An 18113-nucleotide genomic window follows, 5' to 3' on the forward strand; every position below is an offset into this window, starting at 1 on the left:
AACTTCAGCCCGATTGGCGCGCATTCGCAAGGGCTCTGCCCAATCGCTCCCGCAATTGGTGAATTTCCGCCGTATGCAGGGAGAACTCGCGCCGCCAGCCCTCGTCGATCCGCATCGCCCGGGCGTGCAGGCGGTGCGTGTCTTCGATCAAACGCTGAATGGATTTGTCGAAGCGCGCCAGATTGGCTGCGTCCGACATCCGGTCATGCGGCAATTTGCCGTGACGCTGCAATTGCGCCTCGGTCATCTCGCCTGCGAAATAGGCCCGGTGATTGAGCAGCCAGGCTAGTACATGCATCATCCGTGTGGTGGTCCGCAGCCCCTCTTCCGACAGCGCCGCACGCAGCGGATCGCCGCACGGTCCAGCGCTTTCTATGGGCTGAAGATCGAAGGTCGTGCGCACCTCGTCAGCGAGCACAAGCGCCTCGCAATAAAGGGTTTCTATGATCGAACCGCTGATGTTCGCAGGATTTGCCATGGATGTTCGGTAGCCGCACGTGAGGGCACGCGTCCAGACCTGCACATCGCGTGTCGTGCACAGCCTGTCTCGCGTACCATTACGGTACAGGCGTGAGCCCCGCGCATAGGGTTGAGGATATTTACGCGTGTGGCCCCTGCCGACCTGCCGGAGGGCCGCGAAAAAAGCGTTGTCAGGCGATGATATCGGGCACCAGTTCGTCTTCGACAAACGCTATCTGGTCGCGCAGTGCCAGCTTGCGTTTCTTAAGCCGGGCGATCTGCAACTGGTCGGTCGATCCACTTTGCGTCAGCGCGTTGATCGCAGCATCCAGGTCGCGGTGTTCGGTCATCAATGCGGCGAGCAGCTTGCGCAGTTCCGGTTCGGTCACGGCCTTGGCATCCTTGCTGCTATATGCGGTGTGGTTCCGGCTTCGGGGCGAAACCCCGCCAAATATTCGGTTTAACGTATGCCAGCCCTTAGCCGTCGATACACTATTCGTCAGCCCTTTCGGAGCAAACCGAATTGTGGTGCATTGATGAAGAGCGGCCGGTTCGCACCGGACCCGAGTCGTTCCAGCGGCCCCGTAAATTGCGTGGCCCAAAAATCAGGAGAGACCCATGGTATCGTCCCAAGGCAATGCTTACTCCAACGCTCATTCAGAAACGCTGCGTTCCAGGCACGCCGGCCTCGAAACGAAACTGGCGCGCGAATTGAGCAGGCCTGCCCCGGACGAAGCCATGATGCGTGAGATCAAGAAGCAGAAGCTGAAGATCAAACAGCAATTGTCCACCGGCTGAACTTTCGTGCTGTTTCGCGGTGCAGTGCGGGTCTGATCCGGCCCGCATTGCGTCTGCGCACCATAGCAAACCTCTGACCAGTCAAACATAAGTCGCTTTGGCAACCGCCGTGCGATGATGTAACCCCTCGCCATGTCCGCAGTCGCATCAGCCCGGTCGATCCTCACCCAGCTTCACGATGTGATGGCATCGCGCATCCATCCGCAGGGCAAGCTCGACCGGGTTGTGGATGTGATCGGGGAAGCGCTGGATAGCGAGGTATGTTCGATCTACCTGCTCCGGCAGGGAATGCTGGAATTGTTCGCCACGCGCGGTCTGAATACCAGTGCGGTCCACGTCACCCGGATGGCGGTGGGTGAAGGCCTGACCGGCGTGATCGCGCAAACGAACGAAATCCTGAACCTTGACGAGGCGAAGTCGCATCCGGACTTCCAGTATCGCCCCGAAACCGGGGAGGAGAAGTTCCACTCTTTCGCCGGTGTCCCGATCGTCTACCGCGAGCGTGCGGTGGGCGTGCTCTGCGTCCAGCATGTCGATCCGCGTAAATACGATGTGGTCGAGATCGAGGCGCTGCAGACCACCGCCATGGTCCTGTCCGAACTGATTGCCCATGCCGAACTGGTTGACGAGGAAGATTTCGACCAATCCGTCGCCACCCGCGATGCCGAAGTGGTGGAGGGGTTGCCGCTCGTCAAAGGGCTGGCCAGCGGGCGGGCCGTATTCCACCAGCCGCGCGTGACCATCCATCAGGTCATGGCGGACGACGTGGAAGTCGAACGGGACCGCGTCTACCGCGCATTCGGGCGGATGCGCGAACAGATCGACAGCCTCACCAGCCAGAGCGAATTCGGCATTGGCGGGGAGCAGGAGGCGGTGCTCGAAACCTACAAGATGTTCGCCTATGACGAAGGCTGGTCGCGCCGCATCAATGAGGCGATCGACACCGGCCTCACGGCAGAAGCCGCAATCGAGCGGGTGCAGCAGCACACGCGCCTCAGGATGCGGGAGATTGAGGACCCGCTGCTCGCCGAACGGATGCACGATCTGGAAGATCTGGCGAACCGCCTGCTCCGCATAGTATCGGGCCAGCTCGGCACGGCCGCCACTCAGGGCCTGCGTTACGATACCATCCTGATCGCCCGCAATCTGGGCCCGGCGGAGCTGCTGGAATATGACCGGCGGCGGCTGAAGGGCGTGGTGCTGGAAGAAGGCTCGCTCACCGCCCATGTCGTGATTGTGGCGCGGGCGATGAACATTCCCGTGCTGGGCCGCGTGCGCGGCGTGATGTCCCGGGTGCGCGAAGGTGACGAGATACTGCTCGATGCCAGCGAATCGCGCGTCACGTTTCGCCCGACCGCGGCAATGGGCGATGTGTTCGATTCCCGGTTTGCGAAAAGGCGCGAGAAACAGGCGGCCTATGCCGATCTGCGCGATGTCGAACCCTTCACCCGTTGCGGCACACGCATCCACATCCTGATGAATGCCGGGCTGCGGGACGATATTGCCGCGCTCAAGCTGGTCGGGGCGGACGGCGTCGGACTGTTCCGCACCGAATTCCAGTTCCTGGTTTCGGCTACGCTGCCTGCGCGCGAACGGCAGATGCGGCTCTATCGTGACGTGCTGGATTCCGCGCGCGGCAAGCCGGTTATCTTCCGCACGGTGGATATCGGCGGGGACAAGGCGGTGCCGTATTTACGCACCTCGCTGGCACAGGATGACGAAAACCCGGCGATGGGCTGGCGCGCCCTGCGCCTTGCGCTGGAGCGGGAGGCGTTGCTCAAATCGCAGGCGCGGGCCCTGTTCGAAGCGGCCGCCGGGCGCGAGCTTAACGTGATGTTCCCGATGGTGTCGGAACCGTGGGAATTCGATGCTGCCAAAACCGTGTTCGAGGATCAGCGCGCCTTCCTGACGGGGCGGGGCAAGCCGATGCCGTCCGCGGTCCGGTATGGCGCGATGCTGGAAGTGCCGTCGATTGTCGAAGTGCTCGACCTGCTGATCCCGAAGCTGGAATTCCTGTCGGTCGGCACGAACGATCTGACGCAGTTCCTGTTCGCGGCGGACCGCGCGAACCCGAAGCTGGCCGAGCGGTACGACTGGCTCAGCCCCGCGATCCTGCGGCCGCTGCGGCGCATTCACCAGGCCACCATCGGCAGCCAGGTGGATATCGGCGTGTGCGGCGAGATGGGCGGGCGGCGACTGGAGGCGCTCGCGCTACTGGGTCTGGGCTATCGGCGCCTTAGCATTACGCCAGCTGCGATCGGCCCGATCAAGGAACTGGTCCGGCAGATCGACCTTGCCGAACTGACCGAGGCGATGACCGGCTGGCTCGCCCGTCCGCCCTCCGATATCCGGGTTGCGCTGTCGGCATGGGCTGCGGCCCGCGATATCGACGTGGATTGAAAACCCGTCTCGCGCTGTCGTTCGTCAGGCGCGCTTCGTCTCCTGCAGCATGGCGGAAAACCGATGCTGCTTGACAGGAGGCGCGCGGCTGCTGTTTCAGACGGGCTGACGGATAGGGGTTCGCATAGCATATGCAAAACGACGACAACCAGGACCCGGATACGCTCGGCACGGCCGATGACGAGGCTGGGAACGAAATGAATGCCAGCGGCGAAGACGTGATTGCCGAGGAGCAACCGCTGCTCGACAAGGGGCCCGGTACGCGCCTGCGCGAAGCGCGGGAGGCCAAGGGCCTCGATCTCGACCAGGTCACCGCCAAGACCCGCATTCCGCTTCACCAGCTGGAATCGATCGAAGCCGGCGATTTTGCCGCACTGCCTTCGCGCACTTACGCACTGGGATTTTCGCGCACCTATGCCCGGCATCTGGGGCTGGACGAACGGGAAATCGGTGATGCGGTGCGCGCCGAACTGGCCGACAGCGAAGCCGGTGCCGCCATGCGCGCCAACAATTTCGAACCCGGCGATCCGGCACGCGTCCCCTCGCGCGGGCTCATGTGGTTCAGCATCTTTGCGATTGTGTTGCTGGTGGCGGGCGGATTTGCCTTCTATCGCACCTACCTAGCACCCGGCTCCGGTCCGGGGTCGCTGGTTGCGCAGCAACAGGCGGAGGATGCGGCGGAACGCGCCGCCGCCAGCAGCGATGCCCTGCGCGATGCGCGCGGCGGTGATGAAGTCGTCGACCCCGATGGCGCGGTGGTCTTCACCGCACTGGAGGAGGGTATCTGGGTCAAGTTCTACGACGGGTCCGGCAGCCAGCTGATGCAGAAACAGATGGCCAAGGGCGAAACCTACACGGTGCCTGCCGAAGCCGCTGGTCCGCAGGTATGGACCGGCCGGCCGGATGCGCTGTCGATCACTATCGGCGGCCGTTCGGTGCCCAAGCTGGCGCAGGAAGACCAGATCATGAAGGATATTCCGGTTACCGCGGAGGCTTTACTGGCGCGCGATGCACCGGAGCCCGAACTGGAAGCCGAGCCTGTCGCTGCGGATGCTCAGCCGGCAGCAGGCTGAGCATCCGGCACAGCAATCTGGCGTGCGCGCCACTGCGTATTCCTGCGTAAACTCGCGGCAAGACCCTCGACAGCAGGCCCGCGATTCGCCAGAATCGCGATAACGCCGTTCATTGTCCGTTCGGAGCAGGCCCGCCAGCAAGGTCGCTTGTTCTAACGGACCGCATTTTTCAGGAGCCGATCGCCTTATGACCAGCCCAAGTCCAGTCAGTTTTTACCGGCAGCCATTAACCATGAACCCGCGCCGCGCGCTTACGCGGCTGGTGGCGGTATTCGCCATGGGCGGACTGGCACTGACCAGCATTCCCGTTTCCGCGCAGGACAATTCCGACGCGCGCATCCGCAAGCTGGAATCCGAAGTTCGCGCGCTGCAACGCCGGGTGTTCCCGGGCAGCGACGGCCGTTTCTTCGAACCCGAAATTACGCCCGGAGAAGCTGCCACGCGCACGACCGGCGCGGCTTCCACCACCGCCGTCACCGACATCCTGGCGCGGCTGGATGCCTTGGAAGGGCAAATCCAGCGCCTGACATCGCAGACCGAAGTCAACACCAACGCGCTGTCTCTGCTGGACACGCGGCTGGCCGCACTGGAAGTCACCACCGTTGCTGCAGGCGCCGAGACCGGCGTCGGCGCAGGCACACCGGCTGCCACCCAGAACAATATGTCCGCCATGACCGGCGGCGCGAGCAGCACCCCGGCAGCCAGCGCTCCGGCGGCTGCGGCAACTGGCCCGTCGGCCACCCGCCTTGCCGCCGTGCAAACCATTGCCAAACCGCAGACCGACGATCCGGCAGATGATGAATACTCCTACGGCTTCCGTTTATGGGAAGCGAAATTCTATCCCGAGGCGCAACAGCAGCTGACGATGTTCGTGGAGAAATACCCCAGCCACTGGCGCGCGACCTATGGCCGCAATTTGCTGGGCCGCGCCTATCTCGACGATGGCAAGCCGGGCGAAGCCGCACCGTGGTTCCTGCGCAATTATCAGGCAGACAAGTCCGCCGCGCGTTCGGGTGACAGCCTGCTGTTCCTTGGCGAAACGATGATTGCGATGGACGATACCAGCCGCGCCTGCATCGCGCTGGCGGAGTTTGGCGACACATATCCGGCGCTCGCCACGGGCCGCTTGCAGAGCCAGTACGAGGCGGCGCGCAAGCGGGTTACCTGCAATTGACAGCGCACCCCTGACAGGCGCAATCCCGCACGGGACGCTGGTACGGTTTCGCGCAGATTGTGCCGCGCTCGATCTGGGCGCGCGCCCGTTTGCGGCGGCGGTGTCCGGCGGGCCGGACAGCATGGCGCTGCTATTGCTTACAGCTGCAGCGTTTCCGCAAAACCTAAGCGCGCTTTCGGTCGATCACCGATTGCGACCCGAAAGCGCGCAGGAATGTGCGCTCGTGGCCGATCTCTGCGCCGCGTTGGGCATTCCTCACGCCACGCTGGCGGTGGACGTCGCGCCCGGCAATTTGCAGGCTAATGCCCGCAGCGCCCGCTATGCCGCTATGGCGCAATGGATGGCTGAAAAGGGCCTGCGCGACCTCGCCACTGCGCATCACGCCGACGATCAGGCCGAAACCTTGCTGATGCGCCTCAACCGCGGAAGCGGGGTGGCCGGGCTGGCTGGTATCCGCCGGGCAAGCTTGCGCGAAGATGGCCTTCCCGTCGGAGCGATGCGCGTGGTCCGCCCGTTGCTTGGCTGGCGCAAGAGCGAGCTCGGCGTGCTGTGCGAAAGTGCGGGGATCGAGACGGCGCACGATCCCTCGAACAGGGACGCGGCCTATGACCGGGTGCGGCTGCGGGAGGCGTTGGGGCAGGCGGCTTGGCTCGATCCGGCTGCACTGGCAATCAGCGCCCGGCATCTTGGAGAGGCGGACGAGGCGCTGGAATGGGCCACGACGCAGGAATGGGACGCGCAGGTCGTTGCAGGCGAAAACGCGCTATCCTACCGCCCGGCAGCACCCCGCGCGGTTCGCATGCGGGTGCTGGCAAGGGCTGTCGCCCATCTCGCCGGTGCCGACCGCGCTACGCCGCGCGGCGGGGAGCTGGCGCAGTTTCTCGACCGGCTGGAGAGCGGCGAGGGCGGCAATATCGGCGGTGTATTGATCAAGGTGGCGGACGGGGTCTGGACCATGGGCGCGGAGCCACAGCGCCGCGTCTGACGCGCTTTCCTGATTGCCGACCGCGTTACAGAATTGCGTCGCCCACACCCATGGTTTCCCCGCGCGTGATGATGACCTTGTCGCCCTTCTTGGCGGCGGCAAACAGCTTGGCGGCGAAGGCATCGGGGGTGGCGATGCAGCCATGGCTGGCAAAGCCGTTTTCGATGGAATCGCTGGAATGGATGCTGATCCCGTCCCAGGTCAATCGCATGGTATAGGGCATCGGAACGTTGTAGATGCTGCTGATATTGTGGCGCTTTTTCTGCAGAATTGGAAATGTGCCGGTGGGGGTGGGATGGTCTTGCGTGCCGAGCAGCACGGCGGTCGCGCCAATTTCATAGCCGCCACGGAAGATCGAAAGCACACGCGCGTCCAGATCCACGGTCATCACGATCGGGCCGGGGGGCACGCCTTCTTCGTCCCAATGCCATTCGCCATATTTGATGGGGCCCTTGATCGGCAGGATCCGTTTCACGACGAAACGTTCGTCGGGCTTCTTTTCCGCGGCCTGCCGAAGGGTCGGCGATCCGTTGTCAGAGGCGACGGCTGGCTGGATTGTGGCTCTAGCACCGTCATCACCGACATCGGCTTCGCCAATCGCAGCGGGGTCCACTTCCATGGGCGCGGCTGTTGGGCCGGTGTTTTTGGCCGGTATCACATCTGCAATGTCCTGGGTGACTGTGTCGTCGTCCATGCTCGCACCGGCGATGCTCGCCGCGCCAATTATGAGGACAATCGCGCCTGTCGCGCCGGCGATCCATTTGAATATCGGTTCCATGCAGCCTGATATGCCGCGTCCGGTTGCTGAATGCCAGTAGCGCAACCGGGGCGTCCCGACGCGAGACGGGGCGGCCACAGAAGTTAACGCTCAGCCATGCGCGCCGAAGATATTGGCAATCGCCGTGGAAATGCGCAGCATCAGCGCGTTGGCCCGCGCTATCGGATCGATGAAATCGCGGCGGATTGCATTGTAACCTTCGCCCTCGCCATCGGGATAATCGCTCGGGCAATCCACCGCGAAGTCCTTGGGCGAAGGGAAGCTGGTGGGGAAGGCGCGGTTCAGTTGCGCCAGCGCATCGTCGATCCGCAGGGTGAAGACCATTTCCAGTACGTCTTCGCGGCTAATATCATTGGCGCGGCTGAAAGCAGGTACCGATACCGCTTTCAGAAACAGATGCTGCATCAGCGCCAGCCGCAATCCCTGCAGCGCGCCGATGGAACGCCGCGTGGTTTCGCGGTCGTCCGGCAGGTTTTCATTGGGCAAATGGCCGAACAAACGATGGAGCTTTAGCGCATCGACCCGCAATCGGCTGGCAAGACGGCGGAACACGCCGTTGCGGTCATCGGTGGTAAGATACTCCGCAAGGGCCTCGCACGCATCGCTCAAATGGTCCTCGGTCCCACGATAGGGCCGGCTCGCCCAGTAAGCGCTGTTGAACAGCTCGCCATAGGCGGCGACCGTCTTAATGCTGGCGAGCGCATTGGATTCGCGCACCAGCCGCATCAATTGCCGGCCGCGCTCGCTATCCGAAAGCAGCTGCGCGATCCCTTCGTAATCGCTTTGCGCCGCAGTGCCGACCCCGGCGATGACGTTCACCGGATAGCCCAATTGCTGGAGAACCGCATTGTGCGGAATGGCGCGGATCTGCCGCAGGCTCATCTCGCGGTCGGCGTTTACATCACTCTGCCGCCGCGAAACCCGGCTGCCGGTGTTGTTGAGCATGCCCAAGCCGAAGGCGGTGATGGCGCGGGCGTAGGTCCGGCTTTCCAGATGTTCACGCTGGTGGTGGCGGATCGCGCGGTAGAAATCGAGGCTGAGATCGGTGCGGCGGTAGAATTCATCCGTCGGCGCGTCGGCATCGGTATCGGCGGGTGGATGCTCCATGATGCGCGTCAGCGTGGCACGGGCGAGTTCGGGCGTGCTGAAATGCAGGTATCCGTCACCGCCCTGAAAACTGACTTCGGGCTCCAGGCGAATGCCGCCGCGCTTGAAACGCCGGCGCGCCCATGGGCTGAGCGGCCATGCCAGACGGTCCGCGAAGGAAGACGGGTGCGCGCCGCGGCCCATGCTTTCGCCGTGCGTGTTGAAAATAAGCGCAGCGGTGCCCGTCATCCCCTGCGCCGCCATCGCCTCCGCCAACCGGCCCTGCAGCCGTTCGATGGCGAGGCTGGCGGGGATTTGTCCGACGAACCGTCCGGCGTCCGAGAAGCCGGTCTGGATACAGACGCGCCCACGCTTCTGCGCGTAATCGCGATAGGCGGGTTCCGCCAGCAACGAGTCCACGAACCGCCCGCCATGTTCCAGCGCCTGTTCGGTCTCGAACAGCGGAGACACGTCCACCTTCTCCTCGATCCCGAACAGCCGCGCGAAATACAATGCGGCAAGCACCGTGGCGGGCTGTTCGCATTCCGCCACCAGCATCCGGATCGGCGCGTCGGCATCCACGTGGTGCAGGATTTGCGCCATGGCCAGGAACTGGCGGATCGCGGTGCTCGCCTCGATCGCGAGCGCGGCGAAATTGGAGCGCAGCGGCTGCGCGTCCGCCAGCAGATCGCGCAAGGTCGCCATCGCGCCCTGGCTGGCAATATCGAGCGTATTGCCATCATCGATCCGGCGGCGGATCGCGTTATGCAGCTGTTTCGCATTCACCCGGAAGTGAATCCAGCCCATCCCAAGCCCATCCGCCCGCATGGCGGCAGCCAGCGTTTTGAGCGCAATGGCGCGCGACTTGGCGGCATTCACCGCTTCGGCTTCCAGCGCATCAGCCAGCGGTGTCAGCGACAACAGCTTGGCCGGATCGTCCCGCGTCAGGCGGTTGGCGGCAGCCGACAGCGCCTCGGGCGCGGACAGATCGGCAGCGAAGTCGGCGGCGCGGTCCTGGGCATAGGATGTCGCGGGCCGCAGTGTTTCCAGCAGATCGTGTCTTGCATCGATGGCTTCCAGTTGCGCGGTGTAGCGCGCCAGCCGCTGCGCCTTCTCAGCGAGGCGGAAGCCGATGGAATCGTACCACTTGATGTCGGTGCGGCCATCCATGTCGTACCCGACCCAACTGGCGAAACGGAACGGCAGAGGGCGCAGGTCCAGCCATTGGCGCGGCCAGTAATCGGTCGCATGGTCGAGCGCTTGGGCCACCATCGCATCGCGCGCATCCTGCGCATGGGCAATCGCCCGCATCGCGCGGCCATGTTCGTAGGACAACGTGATCTCGGGCCGGTCCGCTGCAACGTCGCAGGCTGGCGCATCGCCGCCCATCGCCGCAGTGGCAACGCTATCGGTCTGTGCCGGGTTGAGCAGGAAAGTGGGGTGCGCGGTGAACACGGCGTGCAGTTGCGGATGCTCCCACCGTTCGCGAAATGCGTCGAAATCATCGACCGTAAAGGTGTCAGCCAGCGCTTTTTCGTTTTCTGCTGTGCCGGTTGGCGCGAGCAGGCGATGGAGGCGTTTGGCGCGCGCTTCCAGCCCGGTGCATTCCAGCTCGGCCACCATCGCCTCGATCCCGTCCAGATCGAGCGCGCCGCTTTCCAACTGCCGCGAAAGGTCGAGTGAAAGCTGGAACACCGGATTAAACAGCGGCGTTTCCTGCGTGCGGACGTGATGTTCCTGCAGCTTGGCCGAAAGATCGCCGACGGTGCGGAACGTGCCGGTCATCGCGGCAGATCCGCCGCTTCGCGGGCCGCAGCAACGACCGTTTGATGGTCCACCGGCCCCTTTGGCGCGACCCAGCTTCCGCCGACGCACAGCACCGGATCATAGGCCAGCCAGTCGCGCGCATTGTCCAGACTGATACCCCCGGTGGGACAGAATTTGCACTGACCGAACGGGCCGGCCAGCGCCTTCAATGCAGGCAACCCGCCTGCCGCCATGGCTGGGAAAAACTTGAAATGCACAAGGCCGAGGTCGAGCCCGCGCATGATGTCACCCGCCGTCGCAATGCCGGGCAGGAACGGCACGTCGTCCCGCATCGCGGCCTGTCCCAGCGGTTCGGTCAGACCAGGCGAGACGATGAACCGCGCGCCCGCGTCGATTGCCGCCGCCATTTCGTCAGGGTTGGTCACAGTTCCTGCGCCGACAATCGCGCCGTCCACTTCGCTCATCACCCGGATCGCTTCCAACGCGGCGGGCGTGCGCAAGGTCACTTCCAGCGCGGTCAGTCCCCCTTCCACCAATGCCTCCGCCAATGGGCGGGCGTGCGCCACATCTTCCACCACGATTACGGGAACGACCGGCGCAGCGAGCATGATGGATTGGATGGTTAGGGAGGAGGTCGTGGTCACAGATGTTCTCTCGCATAGGCAGCCGCTGCGCCGAACAGGCCGGGCTGGGGATGGACGATGAGCTTCACGGGAATGGTCCCCATCAATTCGGCAAACCGCCCCTTGGCGCGGAACCGTTCGGCAAAGCCGCTGGTCAGCAACGTGTCGCGCAATCTGTAGCCTAGGCCGCCTGCGATCACCACGCCGCCGAAGCCGCCTTGCGCCAGCGCGATATCGCCTGCCACGCTGCCGAGCGACAGGCAGAACCGGTCCACGGCGGCGGCGGCGAGGCTGTCACTGCCATCCTGGCCGCGCGTCCAGATGGCAATGTCGTCCTCATCGGTGACGGGCTTGCCTTCCAGCGCAGCGAGCGTCTGGTAGATGTCGGAAATGGCCGGGCCTGCGACCACACGCTCCACGGAAACGCGGTTATGGCGCTTGCGCAGGCGGGCAAGGATCGCATCTTCGATCTGGTCCAACGGCGCAAAATCTATGTGCCCGCCCTCGGTTGCGGAGACGCGGTATTCGCCGGTTGGTTCGCGGTAGAGATGCGCCACGCCAAGGCCCGTTCCGGGGCCAAGCACACTGAGGCGGCCGGTCGGTGCGAGCGGCTGGTCCGGACCGGTCAGATGGACGAACTGGTCTTCGGGCGCGCGCGCGACTGCATGGCCCACAGCCTCGAAATCGTTGACGATGGTGAAGCGCTTTACGCCAAGCTTCGATTTCACCAGCGCCGGGCGAATGATCCAGGGGTTGTTGGTGAAGCGGATGACCTCGCCGGTAACCGGCCCGGCAATCGCCATCGTTACGCCATCGGGCAGCGTGCCGCCCTTGCGTGCGCGGTAATCCTCCCACGCGGTCTGGAAGCTGGTGTGATCCTCGGTATGGAGCGTTTCGGGCTCGTCCATCGTGATGGCGCCATCCGCCGCGATGGTGGCAATGGCGAAACGTGCGTGGGTGCCGCCGATATCGACGGTGACGATCTGGTGCGCTGCGTTGCTCATAGACCTGCCTCCGCCAACATGGCCGATCCGCCGCGCTCGGCCTCGTCCGCGTGGAGCCGCAGCATGGCGAACAGCTCGCGGCCTAGTCCGTGCGCCGGGGCGGGATCGGGAGCGGGCGTGCGGGCGGAGAGATCGGCGGTGGTCGATAGTTCGCCGCCATCCGCGCAGACGCGCACCATGTCTCCGTCCCGCAACAACGATAACGGCCCGCCGCCCAATGCTTCGGGGCTGCAATGAATGGCGGCGGGGACCTTACCGCTGGCGCCCGACATCCGGCCATCAGTGACCAGTGCCACGCGATAGCCGCGGTCCTGCAACACGCCGAGCGCAGGCGTCAGCTTATGCAATTCGGGCATTCCGTTTGCGCGCGGGCCCTGAAAACGGACGACGACGACCACATCACGGTCGAGCTCGCCCTTCGCAAACGCCTCGGCCACATCGTGCTGCGTTTGGAACACGCGGGCGGGTGCCTCGATGGTCCAGCGTTCCTTGTCCACGGCGCTGGATTTGAAGCATGCGCGGCCCAGATTTCCCTGCAGCAGCCGCATCCCGCCATCGGCCTGGAACGGATCGCTGGCCGGGCGCAGCATGGTATCGTCGGTGGTGTCGCCCGCATCGCGCCATGCAAGCATCTCATCGTCCAGCCACGGCTCTTTGGCATACTCGCCCAAATCGCCCGTCCCGACCGTCACGATATCTCGGTGGATCAGCCCGGCTTCCAGCAATTGCGCCACGACATAGGCGATCCCGCCCGCATCGTGGAACTGGTTCACGTCGCCCGAGCCATTGGGATAGACCCGCGCTATCAAGGGCACGGCGTGGGAGAGTTCCGCCATATCGGTCCAGTCGAACTGGATACCCGCACAGCGGGCGATAGCGGGCAAATGGATCGCGTGATTGGTCGATCCGCCGGTGGCGAGCAGACCGATGGCAGCGTTGACGATCGCCTTTTCATCGACGCATTTGGCCAGCGTGCGTTCTGCCGTGCCGGACAGCTCCGCCAACCGGTGCACCGCCGCGCGGTCGAGCGCCTGCCGCAATTTCGTGCCCGGCTGGACAAATGCGCTGCCCGGAATATGCAGCCCCATCAGCTCCATCATCATCTGGTTGGAATTCGCCGTGCCGTAGAACGTGCAGGTGCCGGGCGAGTGATAGCTGGCGCTTTCGCTTTCCAGCAGCGCATCGCGGCCCACCTTGCCTTCTGCGAACAGCTGGCGGACACGCTGCTTTTCCTTGTTCGGAATACCGGTCGGCATCGGGCCGCTGGGCACGAACAGCGCCGGCATGTGGCCATACCGCAACGCCCCCATCAGCAGGCCGGGCACGATCTTGTCGCAAATGCCCAGCATCGCCACGCCGTCATACATGGCGTGGGAAAGCGCGACGCCGGTACTCATCGCGATGACATCGCGGCTGAACAGCGACAGCTCCATCCCGTCCTGCCCCTGCGTAACGCCGTCGCACATCGCCGGGGTCGCGCCCGCAACCTGCGCGGTGGCGCCTTTCTCGCGGGCATAGATCTTCATCCGTTCGGGGTACCGGCCATAGGGCTGATGCGCGGACAGCATGTCGTTATAGCTGGTGACGATGCCGATATTGGGGCCGCGATGCTGCTTCAGCGCGTCCTGATCCTCCACCGCCCCGGCATAAGCATGGGCGAGGTTGGAACAGGACACCGACGCACGGTCCGGCTGCTCGCCGGCGTAACGGTCCATCAGATCGAGATAGGCGCGGCGCGTGTCCTTCGACTTGTCGATAATGCGCTGCGTTACGCGGTGGATCGGGTCCTGCAGCCCCGGTCTGGTGTCAGTCATGCCAGCTCACTCCGTCGCGTTCGGCCAGGGCGATAGCGGCGCTAGGCCCCCAGGTTCCGGCTGCGTAATTCTTGGGCGCTTCTGCGCTTTCGTCCCAGGCCTCGCGGATCCCATCCACCCATTGCCACTGCGCCTCCACCTCGTCCCGGCGGACGAACAGCGTCTGATCGCCCTCGATCAGATCGAGCAGCAGGCGTTCATACGCAATCCGGCGGTGGGTGCCGGTAAACGCATCGGGCAGCGTGATGTCGAGCGGTACGCTGCGAAGGCGAATGCCCTCGCGGTCCAGCCCGGGCATTTTGGCCATCATGGAAAGGTGAATGTTTTCTTCCGGCTGGATGCCGATTACCAGGCGGTTGGGCTGGGTCTTGGCGCCCTTATCGGCAAAGATGCTGTGTGGCAGGCAGCGGAACTGCACCACGATTTCGGTCACGCGTTTCGGCAGCCGTTTCCCCGTGCGAAGGTAGAAAGGCACTCCCTTCCAGCGCCAATTGTCGACATGCGCCTTGATCGCGACAAAGGTTTCGGTGTTCGATTCCTTGCCAAGCTCTTCATCGTATCCCGGCACGGACCGCCCGGTGATTGCGCCGGTGCGGTACTGGCCGGTGACGGTTTCCGCCGCCTCGACCTGGCGCAGCGCGCGCAGCACCTTGACTTTCTCGTCGCGCACGGCGGTTGCATCGAAGCTGGTGGGTGGCTCCATCGCCACCAGCGCCAGCAATTGCAGCATGTGGTTCTGCACCATGTCGCGCAGCGCCCCGGCATCGTCATAGAACGCCACGCGGCCTTCCAGCCCCACGGTTTCGCCCACCGTGATCTGCACATGATCGACATATTGCGCGTTCCAGACAGGCTCGAACAGGATGTTGGCGAAGCGCAAGGCGAGCAGGTTCTGCACCGTCTCCTTGCCCAGATAATGGTCGATCCGGTAGGTCCGATCCTCGTCGAAGGCACTTGCCACCGCGTCCATGATGTCGCGGCTGGAAGCAAGATCGGTGCCGAGCGGCTTTTCCAGCGCGATCCGCACGTCGCCATCTGCCAGCCCGGCGTGTTTCAGCCCCGCTATCGTCGGCTCGAACAGATTGGGCGCGGTGGACAGGAAAATGGCGATGCCTTTCCCGGTGCGGTCCACTTTGGCCGCCAGCTCCTCATACCCCTCCAACGTGGTCGCATCCAAGGGCTGGTAGGACAGGCGGTTGAGGAACCCCGCCATGCTGCCGCGCCGGTCTGCGGGGAGGTACTTCTCCAGCGCCTCGCGCGCGAAGTTGCGGAACGCGGCGTCGTCCATGTCGGACCGCGCGGTACCGATGATCTTAAGGTCGGGCGCGATCAGCTGGTCCGCGTCCAGCGCACACAGGCTGGGTAGCAACATGCGCTGCGCCAGATCGCCGGTCGCGCCGAACAGTATCAGCCGGTCTGCGGTAAAACTCATATCGGGCGCGTCTCCTGCGCTTGTCCCGGATTACGGGAAAGCCGGATTACGGGCTACCAGCGCGCCGCCGCCCGCGCCAGAGCAGCGCATACATATTCAGGAGGCGGAGACGTTGACGGTTTTTTCCATGAAGTCCGTCAGGCCGAAACTGGTCATGAAGCTGACATCGGCGGCATCGCGCCCCACGCCGATCTTCACGATCTCACCCGGCTTGGCCATTTCCGTCGCGTCGAGCAGGTACCACGCCCCGCCGCCCGGCGTGGTGGTATCCTCCAGAAACACTTCCGCCACCGCGTGGAAATCCGGCGGCGTCACACCCGGCGCGAAGCAACTGACGAAGCGCGCGGGCACGCCCGATGCGCGCGCCAGCGTGACCATTACATGGGCGTAATCGCGGCAGATCCCGCGCCTTTCGATGAAGCTGTCCTCCGCCGTGGTGGTTGGCCCGCTGGAGCCGGGGACATAGCGGAAATGGCTGGCGATCCAGTCATGCATCGCCATCATGCGTTCCCCGCCGCGAAGGTCGCCGAACTCCTCCTGCGCGAAGCTTTGCAACCGGCCCGCGGGGCAATAGCGGCTGTCGAACAGATATTTGATCGTTTCGCCCGGCAGATCATGCGGATCGAGCTGCTTCAAAGGCGCCACCTCGGTCAGCAGCCGGTTGACCTCGACCGTGGCGGTGTAATGCACGTCGAAGCGCCCCTCGGCCCGCACCCACATCCGCTCCCCGATCCCGTCCTGCGCCGCAACCCGCGCGATATGCGGGCTGTCAGAGAGGGTGGTGTTCACCTTCGCCACATATTGCTCGGGAATCATCGCCGCCTCGAACTGGAGGAGCACATCGGTGGGCTGCTCCGCCTGAAAGGCAAAGCTGGTTTCTATCTGGATGGACATGACGGGTGAACGTGCGGAAGCGCGGATGTGTCCGGGGTCTAATGGCAAAAGCACCCTTTTTACCTGAGCCTGATGTCCAAACCTCACGTCCTTGAGCTAACTAGCCAAAACAGTTGGATTGATTTTCCTACAAGGATTAAGGTTGGTAGCCTCTCCCCGGCTCTTTCCTACTGTCGATCTTTACGCGCGCGCCTGCGTAATTATGTTGCCGCGTGGAGAATGATTATTTTGTTTTTCGTTTTGTCGCGCGGGTGCCGCTGCGGGTGCGTGAACCGCGGCGTTTCGGCCGATTTTTCCAGTTTTCAGATGGTGACACGCGGTAACGCCTATGTCGCTTGTGTCACCCTCGCGGCCTCACCTGTCGTGGCTGACTTAAGCCACCACGCCGAACAGATCGTGTTCGTCGGCGTCCTCGACCTTTACGTCCACGATTGCACCCGCGGCCAGATGGGCGGGTACGTTGCGCAGGTAGACGGCTCCGTCGATTTCCGGGGCGTCGGCCTGGCTGCGGCCGGTGGCTCCGATGTCGCCGTCTTCATCCGGCGCGCCGACTTCGTCGATGATTACCGGCAACGTGCGGCCTACCTTGGCGCGCAGTTTTTCGGCCGAGATCCTTGCGGTGAGGTCCATGATGCGGGCGAAGCGTTCTTCCTTCACCTCCTCCGCCACCGGATTGGGCAGGGCGTTGGCCGCTGCGCCCTCCACCGGTTCGAAACGGAACGCGCCCACCCGGTCGAGCTGGGCTTCCTCCAGCCAATCGCACAGATAGCGGAAGTCTTCCTCCGTCTCGCCGGGGAAGCCGACCACGAAGCTCGAGCGGATGGCGATGTCGGGGCAGATTTCGCGCCAGCCCTTCAGGCGTTCCAGCACCTTCGCTTCGTTCGCCGGGCGGCGCATGGAGCGCAGGATTTTGGGGCTGGCGTGCTGGAACGGGATGTCGAGATACGGCGTCAGCAGGCCGTCCGCCATCAGCGGGATCACCTGGTCCACATGGGGGTAGGGGTAGACATAATGCAGCCGCACCCAAGGCGGGACGCCGCCGGCGGTGCGCAGGGTGCCGAGTTCGCGGGCGAGGTCGGTTATATGGGCGCGCGGCTGGCGGCCCTTCCAGTCCCGCGTCTCGTGGCGGGTATCGACCCCGTAAGCGGACGTGTCCTGGCTGATGACGAGCAGTTCCTGCGTGCCGGCGGCGACCAGCTTCTCCGCCTCGCGCAAAACGGCATCGATCCGGCGGCTGGCCAGCTTGCCGCGAATGTCGGGAATGATGCAGAAGGCGCAGGAGTGATTGCAGCCTTCGGAAATCTTGAGGTAGCTGTAATGGCGAGGGGTGAGCTTGATATCGTGTTCGGAGGGTTGCGGAATAAGATCGACGAACGGGCCCTGGCTGGGCGGCGCGTGGATATGCACCTGCTCCACGACCTGCTCGTATTGGTGCGCGCCGGTCACGGCCAGAACGGCCGGGTGCGCGGCGCGGATGGCGTCGGCTTCCTCGCCCAGACAGCCGGTCACGATGACGCGGCCGTTTTCGGCGATGGCCTCGCCGATGGCGGCCAGGCTTTCTTCCTTGGCGCTGTCGAGAAAGCCGCAGGTGTTGACCAGCACCACGTCGGCGCCGGCGTAATCGGGGCTCATGGCGTAACCGTCGGCACGCAGGCGGGTGAGGATTCGCTCGCTATCGACCAGCGCCTTGGGGCAGCCGAGGCTGACCATGCCGATGCGCGGGGCAGCATCGATGGTGGTGGGGCGCGGTTTGAGGTCGGTCTCGGTCATGGTGCCGCGCCCCTACACCCAAGCGGCCAAGCGCGCCACTTTTGTCGGCATTTGCC

General features: G+C 64.2%; 15 protein-coding genes. 5 read left to right on the top strand and 10 right to left on the bottom strand.

The genetic code is table 11. From position 1 onward, the window contains the following. Nucleotides 1–4: 4 nt before the first annotated feature. Complete coding sequence (locus HME9302_RS01860) at nucleotides 5–478, bottom strand: DUF1465 family protein (RefSeq protein WP_115365598.1); 474 nt, start codon at nucleotides 476–478, stop codon at nucleotides 5–7. A gap of 172 nt (nucleotides 479–650) precedes the next feature. Beyond that, nucleotides 651–848: a YdcH family protein gene (locus HME9302_RS01865; RefSeq protein ID WP_115365599.1), complete on the bottom strand. Its 198-nt coding sequence runs from the start codon at nucleotides 846–848 to the stop codon at nucleotides 651–653. A gap of 229 nt (nucleotides 849–1077) precedes the next feature. Here HME9302_RS01865 and HME9302_RS01870 point away from each other — a divergent pair, with 229 nt between their 5' ends. The 5 genes from HME9302_RS01870 (at nucleotide 1078) to tilS (ending at nucleotide 6889) form a co-directional block, all read left to right on the top strand. Further along, nucleotides 1078–1257 carry a DUF465 domain-containing protein gene (locus HME9302_RS01870; RefSeq protein WP_115365600.1) on the top strand — a complete coding sequence of 60 codons (180 nt, stop codon included), beginning with the start codon at nucleotides 1078–1080 and terminating at the stop codon, nucleotides 1255–1257. A 132-nt stretch (nucleotides 1258–1389) separates the two neighbouring features. Further along, nucleotides 1390–3657, top strand: a complete 2268-nt coding sequence (gene ptsP / locus HME9302_RS01875) for a phosphoenolpyruvate--protein phosphotransferase (protein WP_115365601.1) — start codon at nucleotides 1390–1392, stop codon at nucleotides 3655–3657. 131 nt (nucleotides 3658–3788) lie between these two features. Beyond that, nucleotides 3789–4730: a helix-turn-helix domain-containing protein gene (locus HME9302_RS01880; RefSeq protein ID WP_230079834.1), complete on the top strand. Its 942-nt coding sequence runs from the start codon at nucleotides 3789–3791 to the stop codon at nucleotides 4728–4730. Between the two features lie 232 nt (nucleotides 4731–4962). Next, nucleotides 4963–5904 carry a tetratricopeptide repeat protein gene (locus HME9302_RS01885; protein WP_230079835.1) on the top strand — a complete coding sequence of 314 codons (942 nt, stop codon included), beginning with the start codon at nucleotides 4963–4965 and terminating at the stop codon, nucleotides 5902–5904. A 100-nt stretch (nucleotides 5905–6004) separates the two neighbouring features. Continuing rightward, nucleotides 6005–6889, top strand: a complete 885-nt coding sequence (gene tilS, locus HME9302_RS01890) for a tRNA lysidine(34) synthetase TilS (RefSeq protein WP_407641304.1) — start codon at nucleotides 6005–6007, stop codon at nucleotides 6887–6889. A 25-nt stretch (nucleotides 6890–6914) separates the two neighbouring features. On the opposite strand, the gene HME9302_RS01895 is transcribed toward tilS, so the two are convergent. The 8 genes from HME9302_RS01895 to rimO all read right to left on the bottom strand — a co-directional run bounded on the left by HME9302_RS01895 (nucleotide 6915) and on the right by rimO (nucleotide 18057). Then, on the bottom strand, nucleotides 6915–7667 hold the full coding sequence (locus HME9302_RS01895) for a L,D-transpeptidase family protein (protein WP_115365602.1): 753 nt from the start codon (nucleotides 7665–7667) through the stop codon (nucleotides 6915–6917). A gap of 90 nt (nucleotides 7668–7757) precedes the next feature. Next, nucleotides 7758–10538, bottom strand: coding sequence for a phosphoenolpyruvate carboxylase (locus HME9302_RS01900; protein ID WP_115365603.1), 2781 nt, complete (start codon nucleotides 10536–10538; stop codon nucleotides 7758–7760). Beyond that, entirely contained in the window at nucleotides 10535–11164 is a 630-nt protein-coding gene (gene eda / locus HME9302_RS01905) for a bifunctional 4-hydroxy-2-oxoglutarate aldolase/2-dehydro-3-deoxy-phosphogluconate aldolase (RefSeq protein WP_268243469.1), read from the bottom strand. The genes HME9302_RS01900 and eda overlap by 4 nt, the downstream gene beginning before the upstream one ends. Beyond that, complete coding sequence (gene glk, locus HME9302_RS01910; protein WP_115365605.1) at nucleotides 11161–12147, bottom strand: glucokinase; 987 nt, start codon at nucleotides 12145–12147, stop codon at nucleotides 11161–11163. Before glk ends, eda begins: the two co-directional genes overlap by 4 nt. Further along, entirely contained in the window at nucleotides 12144–13961 is a 1818-nt protein-coding gene (gene edd, locus HME9302_RS01915; RefSeq protein ID WP_115365606.1) for a phosphogluconate dehydratase, read from the bottom strand. Before edd ends, glk begins: the two co-directional genes overlap by 4 nt. Further along, on the bottom strand, nucleotides 13954–15393 hold the full coding sequence (gene zwf, locus HME9302_RS01920) for a glucose-6-phosphate dehydrogenase (RefSeq protein ID WP_115365607.1): 1440 nt from the start codon (nucleotides 15391–15393) through the stop codon (nucleotides 13954–13956). The genes edd and zwf overlap by 8 nt, the downstream gene beginning before the upstream one ends. A gap of 96 nt (nucleotides 15394–15489) precedes the next feature. After that, the gene (locus HME9302_RS01925) at nucleotides 15490–16287 is read right to left on the bottom strand and encodes a transglutaminase-like domain-containing protein (protein ID WP_115365608.1); all 798 of its coding nucleotides are present in this window, start codon (nucleotides 16285–16287) and stop codon (nucleotides 15490–15492) included. Nucleotides 16288–16659: 372 nt separating this feature from the next. Continuing rightward, the gene (gene rimO, locus HME9302_RS01930) at nucleotides 16660–18057 is read right to left on the bottom strand and encodes a 30S ribosomal protein S12 methylthiotransferase RimO (RefSeq protein ID WP_115365609.1); all 1398 of its coding nucleotides are present in this window, start codon (nucleotides 18055–18057) and stop codon (nucleotides 16660–16662) included. Nucleotides 18058–18113: the final 56 nt, after the last annotated feature.

Source organism: Alteripontixanthobacter maritimus (genome assembly GCF_003340475.1).
GTDB lineage: Bacteria > Pseudomonadota > Alphaproteobacteria > Sphingomonadales > Sphingomonadaceae > Alteripontixanthobacter > Alteripontixanthobacter maritimus.